The sequence below is a fragment of the Vibrio sp. R10-SF1-ISO8 genome, from assembly GCF_059833805.1.
In genome coordinates, this window is sequence record NZ_JCBDHL010000010.1 from 397,417 (window position 1) to 416,983 (window position 19,567).

The 19,567-nt window shown below is 45.1% G+C and carries 17 protein-coding genes; 7 read left to right on the top strand and 10 right to left on the bottom strand.

Translation table 11 applies throughout. The features are described 5' to 3' along the window. Positions 1 to 50: 50 nt before the first annotated feature. The 7 genes from AC6R00_RS07425 to AC6R00_RS07455 all read left to right on the top strand — a co-directional run bounded on the left by AC6R00_RS07425 (position 51) and on the right by AC6R00_RS07455 (position 8,317). The gene (locus AC6R00_RS07425; protein ID WP_500639883.1) at positions 51 to 1,118 is read left to right on the top strand and encodes an ABC transporter ATP-binding protein; all 1,068 of its coding nucleotides are present in this window, start codon (positions 51 to 53) and stop codon (positions 1,116 to 1,118) included. Further along, a complete protein-coding gene (locus AC6R00_RS07430; protein ID WP_500639884.1) occupies positions 1,115 to 1,981 on the top strand; it encodes an ABC transporter permease in 867 nt (288 codons plus the stop codon). The genes AC6R00_RS07425 and AC6R00_RS07430 overlap by 4 nt, the downstream gene beginning before the upstream one ends. Continuing rightward, positions 1,981 to 2,862, top strand: coding sequence for an ABC transporter permease (locus AC6R00_RS07435; RefSeq protein WP_500639885.1), 882 nt, complete (start codon positions 1,981 to 1,983; stop codon positions 2,860 to 2,862). Before AC6R00_RS07430 ends, AC6R00_RS07435 begins: the two co-directional genes overlap by 1 nt. A gap of 50 nt (positions 2,863 to 2,912) precedes the next feature. Continuing rightward, positions 2,913 to 4,028 carry an extracellular solute-binding protein gene (locus tag AC6R00_RS07440; protein ID WP_500639886.1) on the top strand — a complete coding sequence of 372 codons (1,116 nt, stop codon included), beginning with the start codon at positions 2,913 to 2,915 and terminating at the stop codon, positions 4,026 to 4,028. A gap of 177 nt (positions 4,029 to 4,205) precedes the next feature. Further along, a complete protein-coding gene (locus tag AC6R00_RS07445) occupies positions 4,206 to 5,315 on the top strand; it encodes an ROK family transcriptional regulator (protein ID WP_500639887.1) in 1,110 nt (369 codons plus the stop codon). Positions 5,316 to 5,377: 62 nt separating this feature from the next. Beyond that, positions 5,378 to 6,979: a hypothetical protein gene (locus AC6R00_RS07450; protein ID WP_500639888.1), complete on the top strand. Its 1,602-nt coding sequence runs from the start codon at positions 5,378 to 5,380 to the stop codon at positions 6,977 to 6,979. 3 nt (positions 6,980 to 6,982) lie between these two features. After that, on the top strand, positions 6,983 to 8,317 hold the full coding sequence (locus tag AC6R00_RS07455; RefSeq protein ID WP_500639889.1) for a glycosyltransferase: 1,335 nt from the start codon (positions 6,983 to 6,985) through the stop codon (positions 8,315 to 8,317). Between the two features lie 151 nt (positions 8,318 to 8,468). Here the strand turns inward: AC6R00_RS07455 and AC6R00_RS07460 are convergent, their stop codons facing one another. The 10 genes from AC6R00_RS07460 to AC6R00_RS07505 all read right to left on the bottom strand — a co-directional run bounded on the left by AC6R00_RS07460 (position 8,469) and on the right by AC6R00_RS07505 (position 19,559). Beyond that, positions 8,469 to 10,148, bottom strand: coding sequence for a flagellar assembly protein A (locus AC6R00_RS07460; RefSeq protein WP_500639890.1), 1,680 nt, complete (start codon positions 10,146 to 10,148; stop codon positions 8,469 to 8,471). 120 nt (positions 10,149 to 10,268) lie between these two features. Then, the gene (locus AC6R00_RS07465; RefSeq protein ID WP_500639891.1) at positions 10,269 to 11,966 is read right to left on the bottom strand and encodes an ATP-binding SpoIIE family protein phosphatase; all 1,698 of its coding nucleotides are present in this window, start codon (positions 11,964 to 11,966) and stop codon (positions 10,269 to 10,271) included. 17 nt (positions 11,967 to 11,983) lie between these two features. Further along, positions 11,984 to 12,283, bottom strand: a complete 300-nt coding sequence (locus AC6R00_RS07470; protein ID WP_004746336.1) for an STAS domain-containing protein — start codon at positions 12,281 to 12,283, stop codon at positions 11,984 to 11,986. Positions 12,284 to 12,325: 42 nt separating this feature from the next. Next, positions 12,326 to 13,489, bottom strand: coding sequence for a methyl-accepting chemotaxis protein (locus tag AC6R00_RS07475; protein WP_500639892.1), 1,164 nt, complete (start codon positions 13,487 to 13,489; stop codon positions 12,326 to 12,328). 30 nt (positions 13,490 to 13,519) lie between these two features. After that, the gene (locus tag AC6R00_RS07480) at positions 13,520 to 14,560 is read right to left on the bottom strand and encodes a protein-glutamate methylesterase/protein-glutamine glutaminase (protein WP_500639893.1); all 1,041 of its coding nucleotides are present in this window, start codon (positions 14,558 to 14,560) and stop codon (positions 13,520 to 13,522) included. Continuing rightward, positions 14,560 to 15,207 carry a chemotaxis protein CheD gene (locus tag AC6R00_RS07485; protein ID WP_500639894.1) on the bottom strand — a complete coding sequence of 216 codons (648 nt, stop codon included), beginning with the start codon at positions 15,205 to 15,207 and terminating at the stop codon, positions 14,560 to 14,562. The genes AC6R00_RS07480 and AC6R00_RS07485 overlap by 1 nt, the downstream gene beginning before the upstream one ends. A 9-nt stretch (positions 15,208 to 15,216) precedes the next feature. Beyond that, positions 15,217 to 16,074 (bottom strand): CheR family methyltransferase, encoded by an 858-nt coding sequence (locus AC6R00_RS07490; RefSeq protein ID WP_500639895.1) that lies wholly within the window; start codon positions 16,072 to 16,074, stop codon positions 15,217 to 15,219. Beyond that, complete coding sequence (aer2, locus tag AC6R00_RS07495; protein ID WP_500639896.1) at positions 16,059 to 18,458, bottom strand: aerotaxis transducer Aer2; 2,400 nt, start codon at positions 18,456 to 18,458, stop codon at positions 16,059 to 16,061. The genes AC6R00_RS07490 and aer2 overlap by 16 nt, the downstream gene beginning before the upstream one ends. A 70-nt stretch (positions 18,459 to 18,528) precedes the next feature. Continuing rightward, positions 18,529 to 18,999 (bottom strand): chemotaxis protein CheW, encoded by a 471-nt coding sequence (locus AC6R00_RS07500; protein WP_494504076.1) that lies wholly within the window; start codon positions 18,997 to 18,999, stop codon positions 18,529 to 18,531. Continuing rightward, positions 18,999 to 19,559, bottom strand: coding sequence for a chemotaxis protein CheW (locus AC6R00_RS07505; protein WP_500639897.1), 561 nt, complete (start codon positions 19,557 to 19,559; stop codon positions 18,999 to 19,001). The genes AC6R00_RS07500 and AC6R00_RS07505 overlap by 1 nt, the downstream gene beginning before the upstream one ends. Between the last annotated feature and the right edge of the window lie 8 nt (positions 19,560 to 19,567).

Sequence of the window (19,567 nt, forward strand, 5' to 3'; positions counted from 1 at the left end):
CTACTCTACGCTTTGACAAAAGACAAACTTCGACAATAAAAGGCAATCGAATGTCACGACTAGAACTAAAAAATATCTGTAAAAACTTTGGCGACTTTGTAGCGTCAAAAGACATCAGTTTTGTTGCAGAAGAAGGGGAAATGGTCACCCTTCTTGGCCCATCCGGTTGTGGCAAGACTACACTGCTCAAAATGATCGGTGGCTTTCACTCCCCAGACTCTGGTGAAATCGTTATTGGTGATGAAGTCGTTAACAATCTCTCCCCAGAGAAGCGCAATACCGCTATGTGTTTCCAGTCATACGCACTGTTCCCACACTTAAGCGTCGACCATAACATTGCATTTGGTTTGCAACAGAAAAAAGTGACTAAGAACGAACAGGTGCGACGTGTTGAAGAAGCGGTATCTCAAGTAGATCTCGATGAACACGCTCACAAGATGCCAAGCGAACTTTCTGGTGGACAACAACAACGTGTTGCGCTCGCTCGCGCCATGGTAACCAGACCGGCAGTGATTCTATTTGATGAACCTTTGTCTAACCTCGACGCTAAATTACGTGAATCGGTACGTTTTGAGATTCGAGAGCTGCAAAAGCGCTATAACCTAACCGCCATCTACGTCACTCATGATCAAGCAGAAGCACTAGCAATGTCAGATAAGATTGTCGTGTTGAATAAAGGACGAATCGAACAAATAGGTACTCCAGAAGATATTTACTATCGTCCGGCGAGCCGATTTGTCGCAGACTTTATCGGAGCCGCAAACATCATGCCTGCGCAGGTAAAACCACTCGCTCAAGATAACACCTACCAAATCGATACCGAGCTAGGTCAATTTGTTGTCGAGTCTAGTGAGCAGCCAAAGAGTGAGTACGTTTATGTTTGTTGGCGACCAGAAGACGCATCCGTCGCCACCAGCAGTTGTGAGAACAGCTTTGCTGCCAATGTACAAAAAATGGCATTTATGGGTAATGTGACAGATTTGGTTGTACAACCTGAGCAAGACTCGACTATCGAGGTTCGCATTCAGTTACCAAAGAAACCTGTATTCGACAACCAATCACTAAACTTTTCGATTCCAAGAACAGGTATCCGCTTCTTAGAAGAGGTCACAGCATGAACAACAATCTCACCAGCTGGAAAGTTTGGCTGATGCTGCTTCCCGGTGTCGGCACTATCATGCTTTTGATGGGGTCAACCTTCTATATGGTGATCTCTCAAAGCCTGGGGTTTCACAATATGATGGGGGAAAGTGGCTTTTCACTCTCATTCTGGCAAGAAGCTCTCAGCGACGCAAAACTACATAAGTCGCTGATTTACTCAATTAAGGTTTCCGTAATCGGTGCGCTTGGCGCCGTAGCAATGGCCTACCCGTTAGTACTTTGGTTGCGCAAACCGTTTCCAGGGTCAACAACAATCACTGGGGTTCTTAGAGCACCAATGTTTATCCCAGGTCTAGTTGCAGCATTTCTCTTGGTAAACGTCATTTCTTACCACGGTATCGTTAACCAAATTTTCATGGGTCTAGGTATCACTGACAAACCCATCCGAATGCAAAACGACGATTTTGGCTGGGGTGTAATCATGCTACAAGTGTGGAAGCAGCTGCCATTTGCCATGATCTTGCTGGCAGGGGCGGTCAACTCTATCCGAAATGATGTATTGGATGCCGCTTCAGACCTAGGAGCTTCTGCATGGAGCCGATTTAAAGGCATCATCTTTCCCATTTCGATTCCATCACTTCAGGTCTCGTTGATCTTAATCTTCATTGGCGCCTTAGGCGACTACTCGTTCTACTCTATCGCCGGGCCGAAAAACACTTACTCACTGTCAATGCTCATGCACATTACCTCTACAGAGTTTATGGAATGGAATAAAGGTGCAGTTATCGCCGTGATCATTATGGTAACGGCTGTTATCGCAGCGCTTGCTATCTCTCTGTTAACCGCGCCACTTGCTTATAAGAAAGGGAGATTGAAATAATGACTTCTTTGGTATCAAAAGCTCTACCAAGCGGGAGCACTCCAAAAGTGAAAACCAAAAATGGAAAGCTGATCAACAAAATCGCTATCGGTCTATTTATCGCAGTAAACTTCTTTTGGCTCGGCGTTCCTTTCATCATGGCTTTGTTATGGTCTTTAGTCGACCCAGAGCATCCATGGAGCTATCCAGATGTATTACCTCAAGTACTGTCATTTGGCCGTTGGACAGACATGTGGGAAAACTCGGGGCTGGTAGAAGCGCTACAAAACAGTTATACCATTGCTCCTGCTGTGGCAATCCTTACCGTTCTCTTGGCTTTGCCCACTGCGTACGCCTTTGGCCGTATTGAATTCAGAGGCAAACGAATTGCAGAAGTGATCACGCTACTACCTCTTGTGATGCCGGGTATGATAATTGGTGTGTTCTTCAGCTCAATGTTGATTGCTCTGGATTTCTCCAACGCATACATAGGTATCGTCGTTGGTCATACTGTCCTAGCCCTACCATATGCTATCCGCATTTTGTCGGCGAGTTTTAAGAGCGTGCCACAAGACTTAATCGATGCTAGCCGAGATTTGGGGGGAAACTCATGGACTACGTTCAAAAATGCCTACCTACCGATGCTAAAACCCGGGTTACTGGCATCACTGATCTTCTGCTTAGTCATCAGTATTGAAGAGTTCAATATTGCATTTGTGCTTGGCTCACCAGACTACGTCACCGTGCCAACCATTCTTTACTCTTATCTGGGCTATTCATTTATTCGCCCGAATGCGGCGGTGGTTTCTCTGATACTGGTGATTCCAAATGTCATTCTAATGCTGATTATTGAACGTCTGCTTAAAGGTAACTACCTCGCAGAATCCACAGGCAAAGCCTAAATCATAACAAGCTGTACCCCTATAACAGAAAATTATAAAGAGACACAACAATGAAAAAACTCCTTCTTACCGCTGCCATAGCAACAACTGCCAGTCTATCGACGAACACTTTTGCTTATGACCTAAACACCATGACTTGGGATCAAATCGTAGAACAAGCCAAAAAAGAAAAAATGGTCAACGCCTACATTTGGTACCTTCAACCAGAATTCCGTAAGTTTTTCCGTTCATTCGAGAAAGAGTATGGCATTAAGGTGCGTGTACCTGAGGGAAATGAAGCAGGTAACCGCAACAAACTACTCGCTGAAGCACGCAAAGATCAGGGAACCATTGACGTGATGGCATTGGACACCGTCAAACTGCCAATGATGATTCAAAGCAACGTCGTCTATGGCCCACTCACTGATATTATCCCTGGTAGCGATAAATTACGCACCAACTTAGTCGGAGTCGACACCCAAGGGTATGCTTACGCGTTTTGGGGTAACCAGACCGGTTTTGCCTACGACCCAATGCGTGTTGATGAAAAGTCGCTACCGCAATCTTTTGATCAGTTAACTCAATGGATTGAAAAACATCCAGAGCAGTTTGGTGTTAACGATCCGAATAAAGGTGGTGCAGGCAATGCGTTTATTCAACGTGCTATCTACCATGTATCTGGCAGCAACGATACTTACTTCCAAAGCACCATGGACAAGTCAGCGATGACGCAATGGTCCAAAACTTGGCAGTGGTTTGAAGAGCAAAAAGACAACATTATCATCACCGCATCTAACGCTGACAGCCTGACACGTATCAACGATGGCGAAATCGCCATGGCACCAGCATGGGAAGATCATTTAGCCGGTTTGCAAAAAGATGGCGCAATCACGCAACGCATTAAATTCTATATTCCAGAATTTGGTATGCCAGGTGGTGGTAACATCATCATGATTCCAAAGAATGCTAAGAATAAAGCGGCGGCTGCAGTATTCATTCACTGGATTACTTCAGCACAGGCTCAGACAGGTCTAAACACAGTGTTCGGAGCAGCTCCTCAACACCCAGATGCAGATGACTCCAACGCACTAGTCGATAGTACGCAACGTTCATACAGCTCTGAGTTCTTTACATCAGAATACGCAACTGAAGCGAAAAAAGCGTTTGTAGAGAACGTATTAATGTAATAATTCAGGCTCGGTTTCGATCGAGCCTATTTGATTAATAACTTGAATAAGAAACCTCAGGTGATTAATCAAATAGTAGTGTCCAATAACAGTCTAACCAACAAGATGCGTAGAGTTTGTGTGGTTAGCCAATGGATGAATAACAAGAAATTAAACCTAAACGGTTAAGGATTGAATGTGATTGATTTTGGCTCCGATACACAGCGTCAAATACTATCGATAATCCATCGCAACGCACCCACAACACGTGCAGCAATCGCTGAGAAAAGTGGTCTGACACCAGCAGCGATAACAAAAATAACCAAGAAGATGCTCGATGACGAGCTGATCATAGTCACCGGGAAACAAAAAGGATCACGTGGACAGCCCGGAATTGAGTTGGGAATAAACCCCAACGCCGCTTACAGCCTAGGTATCAATATTGAGCTTGAAAAAATAAGTATCGAGCTGGTCGATTTCACAGGTGAAAGTGTCTTTTCACGTGCTATACGCGGTATTTTTTCTGATCCAGAATCGGCCATCGATGAGCTTTCTGACTTGCTTAAAGTGACTTCAAAAGCGTTTGAAGAAGAGTTTGCTAAGCTGATTGGAATTGGGATGACTACCAGCTGTAACTTTGTTCAAGGTAGCAATAACATTACGATGCCACCACACCTTAAAAAATGGGAAGAGATCGATATACCAAAACGTATTGGGCAACAATTTAATTGCCCATGCTGGATAGACAACGATGGCAACGCAGCAGCGCTGGGGGAATCAGTGCGTTCTAAACGTGCTCGCCATGCCAACTTTTTCTATCTCTATCTAGGTTATGGTATTGGTGGTGGCCACTTCTTCAATGGCCAAACCTATCGTGGTGCAGGCGGGAACGCCGGTCGTATCGGTAAGTTGTTTCCCGACCGCAATAATCGTCCATCTTTGTCGTGTTTGTATGACTACCTGGGTATGTCAGATCCAAGCCCACACCGTGAAGAAATTTTATCAACCTTGCTAGCCAAGAACCCAGAAAAAGTCATCGAGTGGAAAAAGAATGCTCAGCAACAGTTGGTTTCTGCACTGCAAGCCATTCGCGCCATCTGCGACCCGGAAGAGATCATTGTCGGCGGACTCCTTCCCTCTCAGTTGGTTAAAGACCTGCATAATGCGAGCATTAATTCGCTAAAGAACTATCTCGAAGATGAAGAAGTTATGCCCAACATTACACCAGCGACACTCTCTGGCGACAAAATGGCCGCTACTGGTGCCGCGATGATACCTCTATACCAGCTGGCCTATTCTGCATCATAAACTCATATGGGTGCGGTTAGTCGCACCCTACAAAAACCTGTTCCCAATTATATAAAGCACCCATGAAAAATCAGACACATAGCCCAAAAACTAAGCAAAATTCGTCAAAATGCGACCAAAAGCTAACAAAACAGCATTGGGTTCCACAAACCATCGCTGCCGGAGCTTACTTTAATTCAATCCCAATAGCTGGGTTCAAAGTGGCCCAAGGACCACTTGGCAATCCACTTCACCCTAATACTGAAACGACTTTTGAAACTGATTTAAAAGCTAGATTTAGCGCGACCAAAAAATCACATCCAGAAATTGAATTAAAACGCATCCATTTTGAAATGCCACATTTCGAGCCAGACTCACTTCCTAGCGTGGATGATTATACCCCTATTGAGTTACCTAAACCGCTAGCAAGTACGTCTGTCACTCTAGCGTGGGCAAAACAAAAGAACCTGAAAAAGACTCATGTTGGCTATCATTTTACTGGTAACCAACTGGCTAACTTAAGAGATAGACTCGATGCAGGTCCTTCATTTCGCGGTTTAGTCGGTAACCTAGGCTACTTCATGACTCGAGACCTTAACGTCGGCGCTCATAGATGGTCACATCAGCATCGATATTCTGATCCTGAACATCAGTTACCAGAGATACTTTCCTATTTAGGCTTTTACTACTTTGCCGACGCACAAGGCAACATTGAAACGGCAGGCTTTGACAGTGCACACAGTGCTGCAATTGGCATTAAACATAGCGGTGAAGTCAAGGTTCTACCTAATATTCGCAACTACGCTTACGACATTACCATCGCGGGCCGCACTATCAAAGCAGACAAGATTAACCCACCGATGGACCAAGTTGAACAACTTGACGTAGCCCTGTTTAATCCAAACTATCCCTATGAATACCAGGGCTCGCTGGAAGCCTTCGCCCCTATGCTGGCCGTTAAAGATCGCGTCAATATCTTCATTAGTAATCAGGGGGAAGGACAAAAGCCGTATGAGCAAGTGGTCAAAGTTTGGTGTGACGAATGTCCATTGCCTTCTTTTGGTGCCGTGTTGTCACTTAAAACTGAACAGTTTAACCAACTCTACCCAAACGGATTGCCAGCTAGAACCCCTGTTTCCGTGATTCCTTACTCACGCTCTTGCGATTTCTCAGAATATGCCCAGATTCTAGGCGGGTTGGTGCCCTCGGTCATTGATGGACAAAGTATTGTTCCAACCGGAGCTCAATTTAGTGCCCAGCAAGCAGAAAAAGCCCTAGATGAAGTCGCAAACACTGACGCAGCTCTGTCACGCACGGGAAAAGAAACCAATAACTTTGACGCTATCATCCGTGAACCTGGTGGTTTGTTCATTGAAACTGACAACCATGTGGGTTATCTGCTGTTTGATGGACGGCACGAAATGAGCGTCGGAGTAAACATTGTTGATGTCGCAAACCTTGTGAGTCGCTTAGCGCAATCAGACATCAATTTCTTCGACGGTGAAACAATACGAAATGCCATCTCAATCGATGGTGGTTCAGCAATGAAAGCATACGCGGTCGAGGTTCAAAGCGGCAATGTTTCAATGGATATTTTAAATCGCGTTGCCGCAGGAAGCCGAAATGCTCCGGGGAACGATGAACAAGGTTTAAACCTTTACTCTACAGTTGTTATGGAACTATAAGTTATGAGAATTTTGTTAACTCACTACCGTGTCGGCGAAACAGACGGCGTTTCACTTGAGATGGATAAATGGAAATGGGCGCTCGAGCAACAAGGACATCAAGTCTTTTACATGGCAGGCAGTTCTGGCAGTGTTGAAGCAGAATGCATCAACGCTCTGCGCTATGAAGACGAACTAAATGCCAAGATTACTCAAGATGCGTTCATTGCACCTAAATATTTCGAAACAGAACAGTCTCTGCTTGAAGCCATTCACTCTCAAGCTGAAGAGATCGCGTCTCAAGCCACTGCAATCATAGAAAAGCTCAATATCGATGTGATTGTACCCAACAACATCTTCGCTGTTGGGCACAGTTTAGCCGCCGCAATTGGTCTAGAAAAAGCAATCGAGAATACCGGGGTTAAAGTAGTCAATCACCACCACGATTTTCATTGGGAACGTGAGAAATTTAGTCAGCCTTGCTACCCAAGTATTCAGCAGATACTCGACAAGCACTTTCCTCCACAACGCCCGCAAGACAAGCACTGCGTCATCAACAAGTTAGCTAAGGAATCATTAAAAAATGCGACAGGCTATGAGTCGACTGTTGTACCCAATGTATTCGACTTTGACCATTCAGACTGGAAGATCGATGACTACAGTCAAGATCTTAGAAGTGAGTTTGGCATTCGAGATCAGGACATTGTTATCCTGCAAGCCACACGGATTGTTGCGCGTAAAGGCATAGAGCTCGCCATTGATCTCATTGCGGCACTAAACCAAAAGCTCCCTGACTGGATCGGTAGAACTCTCTATAATGGGCAACAAATTCAGCCCGATAGCCAAATCATTCTTGTTCTTGCAGGTATGAATGAAGAAGATGAATACTACGATAAACTCAAAGCGAAAGCAGACCAGATGAATGTGACTTTGCTTGATATTAACCATCGCATCGAGCACTCGCGTGGTAGCAAAAACGGCATCAAAACCTACTCATTGTGGGATGCTTATGTCCACGCTGATATTGTAACCTACCCAAGCTGGCTTGAAGGTTGGGGGAACCAATTCCTTGAAGGCTTGATCGCTAATGTTCCGCAAGTCGTTTATCGCTACCCAGTATACAAGACAGATATTGAACACTTTGGCTTCCACATCATAGATCTAGGAGAAGAACTAAGCTGGGATGCCAATAATCTAGCTCAAGTGTGTCCAACACGTATCGACAGTGCAGCAAAGCAGACCGAAAGCTATCTGTTTGATGACGCGATGCGTCAGCAACATATGCAAGAAAACTACACCATTGGCCAGACTTCGCTTTCCTACAAGGCGCTTGGTGAAATACTCAACACGGTATTCTAATCGTAATGTAAATATTGGCTCACTGGTAGTACTCGCTAAGAAGTATTAGTCGGCGCCTAAATTCACTGTCAGGTATGAGCCTATTGTTAAAACAATTCCACCCGCAAGATGCTTGCGGGTGGAATTGTTTTATGAGAAACATTGAAGCTATTTAGACATCTTGCCCGACATCTTCTTCCTCTAACATTGAGGAGAACTTAATTTCAAACTGATTGAAGTTAAAGGTACTCGGCCCATGAACTCGCTTGGTCGTGACTTTCTCTTCGCCAAATTGAACCGTTACGTGAGTATAGACCTTGCCTTTCACTTCAATGATAGATTCTTCTAATGCCACTTCTAACTCCTGCTCATGAGTATCACGAGCGTGTTTGACTTTTTCTAGGTGAGCATTGGCATCGCTCTTGTCCGCTTCGAGTTTCTCTTCTTGTTCTGGAGTTCGCTCTGATTTAGGAATTTTCTTTAACTCCAACTCTTTACGAACCATATCCATGGTTGCTTCTTGAGCTTGGGTGTACTGCTCTTTCAACTTAGCTTGCTTGTCTTTAAACATTTGGAAGCGAGCAAAGGCATGCACATGAGTGGCGGTGTCGCCCTCAACCCCAAGATTTACACAAGTTACTTTGTCGCCGACTTTTGCGCTACCACCGCTAAGTGTTCCTTGCCTTTCATTGGCGTCACATACCACTAAATTGTGTCCGCATCGTACTTCATTATTCATACAGTGCACGGCAAGGTGAATATCCGTGGCCGCTTGCAATTCGCTAAACTGCGCGTAATTGGCTGTAATTGAACCGCCCGATTTCACCACACAGCTTTTCTTCTCATCCTCAGAGACGTTGTGGCCAATAATACCTTTCGCAACCTCTATGTCGCCTTGCGCCTGAACGTCAGCAGACTCAATAAAGCCACCGACAGTCAGTGACCCCGTGGTACGGACAACCATGTCGGACTCAATATTGCCAAATACCACCACATTGCCTTTAAATTTAACATGCCCAGTTGATACACCTATCGTTGGCAAACAAAGCGCGTCTTCCACATCGACACTCTTTTCCTTTAACACGGGCATACCGGAAACTTCTGCGACCAATAGGTTGGGATTATCAGGCGATACTTTGGTTCCTTTACCCGCTTTAAGTACAGAGTCATTGCCCGGTTTAGGCGGAATAATTTTCCCTTGTACCGTAATGCCAGGCTTGCCTTTTGTCGCCGGAACTCTTTTCATTAAAGGGTCATTTTCAGAAACGGTAATGGTTTCACCAAGATTAAGCATATCCACTTTGCCGTCTTCATCAGAGGCTTTGGGGGCAAGAACTTGTTTGGTTGGATCTTCGACAAGAGGAACGAACTTAGCATCGACACCTTGGACAGGGTTTTTACCTTTAGCAACTGGCTGAGTAAAGGTTTCCCCTGCCTTTAACTGATGACTCATTACCAAAACTTTTTTCAACGCAAGCTTGTTAATGCCTTTGGTAACATGCGCCTGTGCAAGAGCTTGCACAATTTGCGGTCCACGAAGTGGCTTGCCTTTGTAGGCACCAACCACAACCATACTCGCCAACATGTCATGCTCAGAAAGCACCACTTCAACCGTCGCATCTTGCACTTCAGCAATCGAAATCCCGATATAAGCTTCACTCTTCATCTCTTTGGCGAGATTGATAAATCGAGCGACTTCATCATCAAGTAGCTTGTACTCATCAGCACCGATCGCTGCCAATGCATCATTTAACCCTCTGGTGTCGAAGTTATTATCCACTGTAATATCCGGTGATAACTTCGCGACAACCTGTTCCTTGTCTTCAGAAAAAGCGACAAACTTGTTCCACATGCCATTCTGCCCTATGTACGTCCTTACTTGAGTGTATAGAAGTTATTCCCCCAACTGTATCAAGTGTGTGACAAATTAAGGCGTACATCACTAGAAGGCGTTTTTACACTGTAAATAACGTTAGCTAGAGCTCGGAAAGTGATGAGCAGCACCTATAGAGTACACAGCGGTAACACGACAGCCTTGTTTGGAATACTCCAACGAATCACATAATTCAGAAGCAAGAATAATGCCTCGACCGTGAGTTTGGTTTTGCCCTGACGAGTTGTGGGCCCTCTCGTAATTGAACCCCTCTCCATTGTGCTCAAGATCAAGCGTCACTTTTTGCTGCTTAGGATCGTAGTTAACTCCGAGCTCAATCCAAGCATCGTCATCAATCTGTTTTATTTTTTCTTCTTTCATTTGATAGAACAGAAAGAAGCCATCAGGTTGCTCTTTAATTGAGGAATCAAGCTTGAGTAAACCATGATCAATAGCATTGGCAAACAGCTCGGAAAGTACAGAACAAACCAAGTCTAAGTGAGCGCCACTGATTAAAATGCCTGCTAAAAACTTTCGTACTTCGGTCATGACTGTCACTTGGCGCAACACGCTACCATCTAGCCGAAGCGTAGAGTTACAAGGAATTTTGTTGTATTGAATGGGTTCAATAGGAACATCTTGGTTGTTGCCGTTTAAAATAGGAAACTTCATGGTCAGTATCGATAAATCATCACCCACAGATTCATCGGCAAACTGACGTACGGATTCGTAAAGAACGGGAATCACTGACTGCTGACAGGTAAATGAGGCTTCAAGGCGCTCTTGGCCAAACTGCTCTCCAGACTCATTGGTCGCTTCTATAACACCGTCAGTGTAGCAAATGATTTGTTGGTCGGGCTCCAGTTTGAAGTGAAGTAAATCAGATTCAAACTCGTGGGTTTGTAGCACCCCCAGTGGCATATGAGTGGAGGTTAATCTTCTGACAATAGTGCCATCATTATCAATTAAGTATCCGTCAGGTAACCCCCCTCCCCACCAAGAGACTTCGAATCCATTTGCACGGACTTCAAAGATACTGGCTGCTAGCATCATCCCCATAGGTAAGAAACGAACCAATACATCGTTAATCTCTCTTGCTATTTCACCGAGTGAGAGCCCTTTGGCTGCCATAGAAAAAAATGCTCGAGTCGCGGGAATCGCAGAAATTGCTGCGGGCAATCCATGCCCTGTTGCATCGGCAATCATGACATACACACCACCATGAGGACGATTCGCAACAACAATCAAGTCGCCATTAAACACCGTTGAAGGAGTAGATAAATAGTTAATGCCATAGATGTTTTTAACCTGCGAACTCATCTCATGCATTAGATTGGAGAAGATAGATTCTGCAATGGCGTAGTCATAACTGACTTGCTCACGGAATTGGCTCAGTTCATCGCGTTGTTCTTTTACTTCGTTATGCATTTTAACGATTCGGCAATGCGCTTGCACCTTAGCGATCAAAACACTTCGTTCAACCGGCTTAAGAATAAAGTCATCTCCGACGGTTAGACAGCGTTCAAACGAGACATGGTCATCAAGTACCGTGAGAAAAATAATGGGAATATGAACATCAGAAAACGCATGCTTAATTTCTTCCGCTGTAGTGAAACCATCTTTAATCGGCATCATTACGTCTAGCAGGATAACGTCGGGCAAATTGTCCATCTCTTTCATAGCCTCTACCACCCCTTCACCGTTTTCAAACGTAGTGACAGTTTCAGCTAGATGATTGAGCATGAATCGGCATAGTTCTCGATTGGTCGCGTGATCATCAACGATCATTACATGCATAACTAACCTCCGAGTTATTACTCAATGGCAAACTTCTTATCGAAGCGAGAAATGGTTAAAATCTTTCTCACCTGTGGCAAGGTATTGGTTATTCGAATCATGCCATCTTCCTGGCCTAGGTAGTTGTGCATATTGAGCAACATACCAAGGCCCGCACTATCTATGTAATCAACCTTTCTGAGATCAATTGTGAAACGAAACTCTTGGCGATCGTTATAGCAACGACGAAACTCTTGAACCAAATTAAATCCAAACGCACCTTCAATCAAAATGGTGACATGCTTGGTTGCGGAATCAATCACTGTTTCTACTGACATACTCTTCCCCTTTGACCTTATGTAATTAACGTATGTTAATGGTTAGAAAAGCTCGACTTCCCCTTCTTCAATGCTTTCTTGCGATGCGGCTGGCGCCCCTCGACTTTCAACCTGAGATTGAAGTGCTACGACTGCTTCGGCAAAATCTTGCTGATCGATATCTTGACGAGTCCATTGCTCGCAAAGGTTGATGAACTCTTGCAGATAGGCGACGGACTGCTTAGCGTAATCCCCCTGCTGAACGATGATGTCAGCAAACTGTAGCGCTCGAATACCATTATCAACCTGGGTATGTAATCGATCCCCACTTGAACGTATCTTCTGTACTTCTTGCTCCACTGAAATATTCACTTCTTGGACACCGCGGAGCATCTCATCAACCTTGTCTTTCGATTCAATCGCTTCTGTCATATCAATAGAAGCCATCTCACCTACCGTCTTGTTTGCCTCTTGCACTGTCTGTTGCGCCACATTGATTTCCGCTTCAATTTCATCGTTGAGCTCTTTCGCTTTGTGTGAAAGATTACGTACCTCTTGTGCGACGACCGCAAATCCTCGTCCAGCCTCACCAGCACGCGCAGCCTCAATCGCTGCATTAAGTGCCAGAAGGTTCGTCTGTTCGGACAAACCTCTAACCTGAGCCAATAGCTTAAATACCGAATCTAGTTTGTCCGACATATCATGGATACTGTGCACTGCCGAGATACTTTTTTCGGAAACATTGACTAAGGTATCGACAAATTGACGAATAATCGCTTCGGTCTTAGGTAGCACTTGGCTTATGTCGCTTTCATGATCACGGTTACCGAGCAGGTTATCTACAAGCTCTGATGTGATCTGACTTTGTCCCTCAGCTAGCTTTTGCAGCTCAAAATAGCTTTCGTTGAGCGTCTCTACGGATTCATCGACCACACTTCGTTGGTGATCAAGCGGGTCGGTTAGTTGCTGAGAAATTAAGTTCAGCATCGGAGAGATTTCGCTAGGTGGAGTGCTGCCAGGCGAAAGAGCCTTTTCACTGGCTTTTTTAGATGGCACTTCACTTGTCACTCGCTTAGGCAATACAAACCATGGAATTGCAGCGGCGAGTACAGTCAATGCTACATGAGCGATAGAGGTAGACATACTCATAGCGATAGACAAGAGCACAACTTGTGATCCAATTGCGATGAAGTATCGAGTTTTTATATTGCTTGTTTTAGCTTTCATCGGTCTTCCTTGAGGTTGTATGTCACCTGACTACTCATCAGGAGACAAAAATTGACATATCTGTTTGGGGACTTTCTTCAGGTCGAGAACAGATAGAGCAGCATCCATCTCCACCGCCACACGGGGCATCCCCCAAACAACCGAAGAGGCTTGATCTTGCGCGATGGTTTTGCCACCCGCTTGTTTCATACGAAGCATTCCTTGTGCTCCGTCCTTCCCCATACCAGTAAGAATGACGCCGATTGCATTTTTGCCAACGGTTTCTGCAACCGCATCAAACATAACGTCAACCGAAGGTTTGTGGCGATTCACCGCCGGTCGGTCATCCAGTTGGCAATAAAGATGATTTCCACGTCGTACAACAACGAGGTGTTTATCTCCAGGAGCGAGATAAGCGCAGCCATTGACCAACGGCGCCCTATTCGCACTCAATTCTTTGACGTTAATCTTGCTATGCTCATTCAGCCGTGCAGCAAAGGAGGTTGAGAACATAGCGCTAATATGTTGAGTAATGATGATGGGGGGGAGCCCTGCGGGCAATGCCGAAAGCACCTGTTTCACCGCTTCCGTTCCTCCGGTTGACGCGCCAATCGCTATCACTTCAACTTTACTTTGACCTTTAATCGTCGGTAATACTTCCGGTTCAACGGCCGAGCCTTTACCTGTTACATTTGCCCCTGCCGCCATTTTTATCTTTTCGTTAACCAGTTGCTTGTAATTAACCATCTCCGCAGTGCTTTCGACCGAAGGCTTGGGAAAATAATCTACTGCACCAAGCTCTAAAGCCGCGAGTGTCGCTTCTGCCCCGTGCTGAGTGAGGGTGGATATCATGACGACAGGCATCGGCCTCAAACGCATGAGATTCTTTAGAAACTGAACCCCATTCATTTTTGGCATTTCGATATCTAGAGTAATGACGTCGGGGTTATGTTGCTTAATCAGATCTCTCGCTTGAAATGGATCTTCCGCCATGGCAACAACCTGTAGCTCTGGATCTGAGTTAATGAGTTGAGAGAGCAATGCTCTAAAAACAGGAGAATCATCGACGACTAAAACTTTAACTTTCTTCATTAGAACAGCTCCACGTCATCGTCATGTGGGCGATGACTTTCTTTATCCAACTGACTGGCGTATTTTTCTTCTTGATGTTGTAGGTTATGCATTTCAGTAAATGGAATACGCTTAATCCAAGCTTTTCCGCTGATTGGATCAAACAACACTCGTCTTGGCTCTAGCCCGCCAAGATCTTGAGCAACAACATTAAGGCTTTCTTGTTCGACGTAACTTAGGATGAACGCGATATTCTTTTCCCCAACCATGCTGTTGCGCCCTAACATTTGTGCACCTCCAAACAGTTTGACCTGTAGATTGCTTCGCCTCGCTCCCCGTTCTATCAGTGCATTGATCAGCATTTCCATCGCATAGCTGCCGTAGCGAGAGGCAGTGGATATAACTTCTTCTGGCTTCCATGTTTTTAACTGCGACTTACTGTCAAAAGGCAGTAAGAAATGGTTCATTCCTCCCACTTCTGATTCTTTATCCCACATACACGCAGCAATACATGACCCCAAACCTGTCGCGATAATTTCATCTGTCTTACGACTACAATACACCCCCCCAGGAAACACCTTTACAATGTGTTTTTCTTTTAAAGGATGATAGAAGCGATCAAAGTGACTGTTTTCGTACTTGGGTGTTTCCGCTCTTGCCCAGCTCATGGTTAGCGCCTACTTTTTTACGTAAATGGTATGTCCTAGATGATGGAAAATATCTAAGCTCGCAGGCACACCCTCTGAATGACCTAAAAGCAGTACCCCGTTGGGTTTTAGCTGCTGATGAAAACGTTGAATTAATTTTTCTTGGGTTTGCCTATCAAAATAAATCATCACATTACGACATGAGATGAGGTCAAACTTTTCTTCAAAATGCCACTTTTCAAGTAAGTTCAACCGATGAAAGTTGATTCTTTTTTGTAGGCCAGCTTTGCACTTAATACTACCTTGATGCTGCCCTACCCCCCGAACAAAACAGGGTTTAAGATATTTTTTGGGTATACTTGCAATAGCCTCATCACTATAAATACCCGTTTTTGCATGCGCCAAAACTTTGGTGTCGAGATCAGTGGCAGTGAGGCTTACATCGTCAAACTGGGATAGCGCATTCACCCAATGTAAGGATGATATTAAGCTATAGGGCTCCTCCCCCGTAGAGCACCCTGCTGACCAAACTTTAAGTCTTTTCACCCCTTGTTGGCGCCACTCTTTCATCAAAACTTTCTCGATAAACTCAAAGTGATGATACTCACGGAAGAACTGCGTTTTATTGGTTGTTAAGCAGTTAATAAAGCTAACCTGCTCTTGAGGGTCTTGTTCTATAATCTGCCGATATTCGCTAAAACGCTTAAGGCCTAGCCGCCTAAGCTGACGGCTAATCCTTCCATATACCATGGTTCTTTTTCGATCCGAGAAGAAGATGCCAACATTCTTGTGCATAAACCACTGAATAAACTTGAAGTCTTTTCCAGTCAGCTCGAACTCTTCGTTGTCTGGCACCGCACTCTCAGTTTGAGCTAGAACTCTTCCCATTCGTCTCCATCCTCTTCAAGCTTGAAGCTTGAGTTCGCCACTTTCGGTGTTCGAATCTCACGGATATTGGTATCGCGCCCGCCCTTATCTTTGGATTTTGACTCAAATGTGGTGACGTTATTGTCAGTGGCAAAAAAGTTCATTAGGTGGAGTAGCTCTTTACCTTCATCCTTGAGCGATTGACTCGCCGCTGAAGTTTCTTCAACCAGTGAAGCATTTTGCTGAGTCATCTCATCCATGGTGGTGATAGAGCGATTAATCTCATCAATACCGGTCGATTGCTCAAGGCTTGAAGAAGCAATTTGGGCAATCAGCTCTGTCACTTTCTGTACCGCTTCAACGATTTCGTTAAGAGTTTCACCGGATTCGTCGACTAAGCGAGAACCTTCATCGACTTTCTCAACGCTGTCTTTGATCAAGCCCTTAATCTCTTTCGCCGCAGCCGCACTGCGCTGCGCTAGATTGCGAACTTCTCCCGCAACAACTGCGAAACCTCGACCCTGCTCACCCGCTCGTGCAGCCTCTACCGCAGCGTTAAGGGCCAGTAGATTGGTTTGGAACGCAATCTCATCAATAACGCCTATGATGTCAGCAATCTTCTTACTAGCGGTATTAATCTCAGCCATGGCGGAGACAGCCTGTCCAACGACTTCACCGCCTTTACCAGCTTTCTTCGCCGCATCATCAGACAGCTCATTCGCGCCCTTCGCGTTGTCTGCATTTTGACGAACGGTCGCCGTCATCTGCTCCATACTTGCCGCAGTCTCTTCTAAGTTAGAAGCTTGAGCCTCAACTCGCTGACTAAGGTCATTATTACCTTCAGCAATCTCTGTAGATGCCGTGGCAACTCGAGCAGAAGATTGAGTAATCTTATCGACCATATTCCTCAAGTTAAGGATTGAGGTGTTCACCGCATTAGAAAGTCGAGCAAACTCACCGGTATTATCTTCTGGCATCGTGGTATTGAGATTGCCATCGGCAACTTGACTCATCACATCAATACATTGCCCGATAGGTGTCACCATGGTGTCTAACAGGTTATTGATCCCATCGCCTAACTCTTTCATAAATCCATTGTAAACACTGGTATCGATACGCTCATTCAACTCACCTGCAATGGCTTTCTGAATCAGTGATTCGACTTGGCGCTGCCCATCTTGCTGTTCGGTAATATCAACCCACTGGAGCGCAGGCCCAATATAGTTACCTTCACCATCACGCATTGCGATACAGGTTAGATTGAACTCCAACCCACCCACAGCGATATTTGATGAGAAAGGAAGTCTGTCTGGATTATTGATGATGCTACGTTGATTAGCAGGATTCTTGTGGAAAACATCAATGTTCTTACCGACGAGATTACTGGCATCAAAACCAGGGAGTGCCTCTTTGAGATCTCTTTCACGACTACTCAATAGGTTTTGTAAGGCGGGATTAAGATAAGTAATGATACCGTCCTTATTCGCCATCATTAGGTTCGTTGTCATTCCAGAAACAGCTGAGGCTAAACGACCAATTTCTTCTTCTTGAGCACGTTCTTCCGTCACATCACGCCACTCAAGAGTGTTGCCAATATAACTCCCCTGAGCATCATGGATAGCGGCAACGTTTAGCTCAATTTTTATATCCGCAATGGTGATATCTGTGCTGTATGGTAAGTTACTGGGATCAGCGAGAAGCTGGCGCTGGTGAGCAGGATTGCGATGAAACTCATCAATGCAGCGTCCCATCAGCCACTCTTCACTAGCAGTAAACCCAGACCAGACCGTTCGCATTGTCGCCTCGTGTTTTTTGAACAGAGTAATAGTCTCTTGGTTTGCGTAGGTAATTTGGAAATCTCGGTCAATCATCACCATAGCGGTTTGGGCTTGGTTAACAGCCGCTTGTAAGCGAGAGATTTCGTTGTCTCGTTTCACACTCTCGGTAACGTCAGACCATTCAAGAGTGTTACCGACATAGTTCCCTTGAGCATCGATAATGGCGCCGACGTTAAGCTCAATTAGAACATCTTTGACTTGAATGTTGGTGGTATACGGCAGGTTGGATGGGTTAGACAGCATCTGACGCTGATGACTTGGATTAGAATGGAACAAGTCAATACAGTAGCCTAATAGAAACTCTTCCGTAGCGCGGAAGTTGGGCCAAATTGACTGAAACAAGGCTTCATGAGTTTTCAGCAGATCGACTGATTTTTGATTGAGATAAGTGATATTGAAATCACGGTCAATCATCATCAAAGCCGTTTGCGCTGCATTTAATGCAGAGAAAAGCTGTTCCTTGGTGACACCTTGTTCATGCTCAGGTTCAAATTCTTCAGTTAGTGTGTCCTGCGTTGGCGCTTCAAATTGAGCAGCAGGCGCTGTTTTCCGATTCCAAAATGCCATGAGTTTTCCCTCACTGGTTGCTTCTTCTGACGTGTATTACCAAAACGAATAGACCACACCCGTCTTGGTATTAGGCCCAACTCTCTTCCTCTTGGCTGGGTACAGGAAGCTCGGCAACATCAAAGAGAGCCTCCAAATGAATAAGTATTAAATGCCCGTTAGTCACCGATGCTATGCCGCGCACGTAACTGTGATCGACGCTAGTAGAGACATGTGGTGAAGGTTTTATTTGTTCTTCCGTTAACGGGTAAACCTCTGACACTCCGTCGACAATGATGCCAAGCGGGTGTTTATGTGAATCATTTAGCACGATGACTACCGTCGTCGAACTAATCTGTGCCGGAGACAAGCCAAAACGCATTCTTAGATCGACGATAGGAACGTATTCGCCTCGAATCTCTAGCACGCCTTTCATGTACTCTGGAGAATTTGGCACTTCACGAACAGAGCTCCAACCGCGAACCTCTCGGACATCCAAAATCGGCACACCATACTCTTCTTCTTCTAAAACGAAGCTGAGAAACTCTTCTGTCATAATCATTATTCAGCCCTCAGAATTCGGTCTATATTGAGCAGTTCTTCAGTATCGAGCAGTGACATAACGTGTTCGCCCACGTTGATCAAACCTTGTAGGTAAGGCGTTACTTTAGACTCGCCAACAGCTGGATACAGGTCGTTGTCGCCACGACTGACAACATCACTCACTCCATCAACCACAAGCCCCATTAAGCGATCCTGATCCTCATCACTATAGCGAAGCACAATAACAACGGTTGTAGGGCGGTATTCATTAGATCCGACCGAGAACCTCAACCTAAGGTCAACCACAGGGACAATCATTCCGCGTAAGTTAATCACCCCTCGAACATATTGAGGTGCTCGTGGTATTGGGGTTGGACGCTCCCACACTCGAATCTCTTCCACATCTTTGATTTCTACGCCATACAACTCGTGAGCGAGTTTAAAACTAAGGAAGTCGGCACTTTCGCTGACCTCTCCACTAACATTGTCCAAGAGTACTTCTGCCTGGGCTTCTATGTTCTGCTTCGCAGCATCTGACATGTCATGAATATTGGTTACTTCGCTTGTCACTGCTTCCATGCTCGCTC

What these genes read in the sequence shown, in the direction of transcription:
- AC6R00_RS07465 (WP_500639891.1), bottom strand. Translation starts at nt 11,966, where the DNA reads ATGCATGTAATGATCGTTGATGATCACGCGACCAATCGAGAACTATGC.
- AC6R00_RS07490 (WP_500639895.1), bottom strand. Translation starts at nt 16,074, where the DNA reads ATGGGAAGAGTTCTAGCTCAAACTGAGAGTGCGGTGCCAGACAACGAA.
- AC6R00_RS07440 (WP_500639886.1), top strand. Translation starts at nt 2,913, where the DNA reads ATGAAAAAACTCCTTCTTACCGCTGCCATAGCAACAACTGCCAGTCTA.
- AC6R00_RS07450 (WP_500639888.1), top strand. Translation starts at nt 5,378, where the DNA reads ATGAAAAATCAGACACATAGCCCAAAAACTAAGCAAAATTCGTCAAAA.
- AC6R00_RS07470 (WP_004746336.1), bottom strand. Translation starts at nt 12,283, where the DNA reads ATGTCAGTAGAAACAGTGATTGATTCCGCAACCAAGCATGTCACCATT.
- AC6R00_RS07475 (WP_500639892.1), bottom strand. Translation starts at nt 13,489, where the DNA reads ATGAAAGCTAAAACAAGCAATATAAAAACTCGATACTTCATCGCAATT.
- AC6R00_RS07430 (WP_500639884.1), top strand. Translation starts at nt 1,115, where the DNA reads ATGAACAACAATCTCACCAGCTGGAAAGTTTGGCTGATGCTGCTTCCC.
- AC6R00_RS07480 (WP_500639893.1), bottom strand. Translation starts at nt 14,560, where the DNA reads ATGAAGAAAGTTAAAGTTTTAGTCGTCGATGATTCTCCTGTTTTTAGA.
- AC6R00_RS07485 (WP_500639894.1), bottom strand. Translation starts at nt 15,207, where the DNA reads ATGAGCTGGGCAAGAGCGGAAACACCCAAGTACGAAAACAGTCACTTT.
- AC6R00_RS07455 (WP_500639889.1), top strand. Translation starts at nt 6,983, where the DNA reads ATGAGAATTTTGTTAACTCACTACCGTGTCGGCGAAACAGACGGCGTT.
- AC6R00_RS07425 (WP_500639883.1), top strand. Translation starts at nt 51, where the DNA reads ATGTCACGACTAGAACTAAAAAATATCTGTAAAAACTTTGGCGACTTT.
- AC6R00_RS07500 (WP_494504076.1), bottom strand. Translation starts at nt 18,999, where the DNA reads ATGATTATGACAGAAGAGTTTCTCAGCTTCGTTTTAGAAGAAGAAGAG.
- AC6R00_RS07435 (WP_500639885.1), top strand. Translation starts at nt 1,981, where the DNA reads ATGACTTCTTTGGTATCAAAAGCTCTACCAAGCGGGAGCACTCCAAAA.
- aer2 (WP_500639896.1), bottom strand. Translation starts at nt 18,458, where the DNA reads ATGGCATTTTGGAATCGGAAAACAGCGCCTGCTGCTCAATTTGAAGCG.
- AC6R00_RS07460 (WP_500639890.1), bottom strand. Translation starts at nt 10,148, where the DNA reads ATGTGGAACAAGTTTGTCGCTTTTTCTGAAGACAAGGAACAGGTTGTC.
- AC6R00_RS07505 (WP_500639897.1), bottom strand. Translation starts at nt 19,559, where the DNA reads ATGGAAGCAGTGACAAGCGAAGTAACCAATATTCATGACATGTCAGAT.